Source organism: Mycobacterium sp. IDUB_19 (assembly GCF_055419445.1).
Genome location: NZ_JBVAXR010000138.1, coordinates 1 through 1,520, shown reverse-complemented (window position 1 = coordinate 1,520; position 1,520 = coordinate 1). Strand labels below are relative to the sequence as shown.

Below are 1,520 nucleotides of genomic sequence, written 5' to 3'. Positions count from 1 at the left end.
GCGCACAGCGCCGCGGCGGCCGCACAGCATGAGACGGCGGGCACTGCCTACACGGCGGCGGTGGCGGCGATGCCGACCCTGCCCGAGCTGGCCGCCAACCACACCGTCCATGGCGTCCTGTTGGCAACGAATTTCTTTGGTATCAATACGATTCCGATCGCGGTCAATGAGGCCGACTATGCGCGGATGTGGGTTCAGGCCGCCACCACGATGACGACCTATCAAGCCGTCTCCACGGCGGCGGTAGCGGCCACACCGCAGACCGACCCGGCGCCGCAGATCATGAAATCGGACGCCAGCGTGCAGCACGACTCCGGCAGCAATGACGCCCACGACCCCACCGTCGACAACCCGCTGAACGAGTTCATTGCGCAGATCCTGCGGCTGTTCGGGATCGATTGGAAACCCGGTGAAGGGACCGTCAACGGACTGCCCTACGACTCCTATACGAACCCGGGCCAACTGCTCTTTTGGGTGGTCCGTGCCCTGGAACTGCTGGAGGATTTCGAACAGTACGGCCAATTGCTGCAGCAGAACCCGGCGTTGGCGGCGCAGTACCTGGTCCAACTCATGACCCTGGACTGGCCGACTCACATCGCCGAGATCGCCAGCTGGTTAGGGACCCAGCCGCAGTTGTTGTTGGTGCCCATGCTCGTCGCGGCCGCCCCTATCGGGGCGCTCGGCGGCTTCGCGGGGCTGGCCGGGCTGGCGCACGCCCCGGTGCCCGTGGCGGCGGCGTCCCCACCCGCCGCGCCCGCGCCCAGCTTGCCGCCGGCGCTGGGGACAACTCCCATCGCCGCCCCGGCTGCGGCCCCCGCGACGGCACCGGCACCCGCGCCCGCCCCCACGGCGAGCACCCTGGTCGGTTCGGCGCCGCCCGCGCCGGCGGCTCCCGCCGGGCCCGGCTTCGCGCCGCCCTACATTGTCGCGCCGCCCGGGATCGGGTTTGGCTCCGGAATGAGTGCGACCGCCGCCGCGGGCGCGAAGAAGAAGACGCCAGAACCAGATTCGGCTGCGGCCGTGGTCGCTGCGGTGGGGCGAGAACAAGCCCGGGCTCGGCGCCGGCAACGGGCCCGCCAGCGCGGCCATGGCGACGAATACATGGACATGAACGTCGACGTCGACCCGGACTGGGGTGAGCCGCCGGCGATGGCGTCAGATCGGGGCGCCGGGAATCTCGGATTCGCCGGCACCGCACGCAAGGAAACCGCTGCCGCGGCGGGCCTGACCACGCTTGCCGGTGATGAGTTCGGCAGTGCGCCCAGCATGCCGATGATCCCGGGCACCTGGGACCCCGACGGCAGCGAAAGACCCCGCGACAGCAACGGCTAACGCCCGTAAACGCTTGGGCGTCAGTGCTCGTCGTAGTGCTCGTCGTGAGCGGCGTGTCGACAGCCGTCGTGCACGTAGTCGACGTGGTCCCCGTGCGGAACCGCGACGTGGCCACATCCCGGACCGTGCAGATGGTCATGAGGCTCATGTACGGCGTGGCCGGAGGGCTCACATTCGTCGTAGTGACC

1 protein-coding gene is annotated in these 1,520 nt (G+C 69.4%); it reads left to right on the top strand.

The window, feature by feature from the left end; genetic code table 11:
• The coding region (locus tag ACZY0B_RS27440) for a PPE domain-containing protein (RefSeq protein WP_463767371.1) at positions 1-1,332 on the top strand (1,332 nt) is incomplete at its 5' end.
• Between the last annotated feature and the right edge of the window lie 188 nt (positions 1,333-1,520).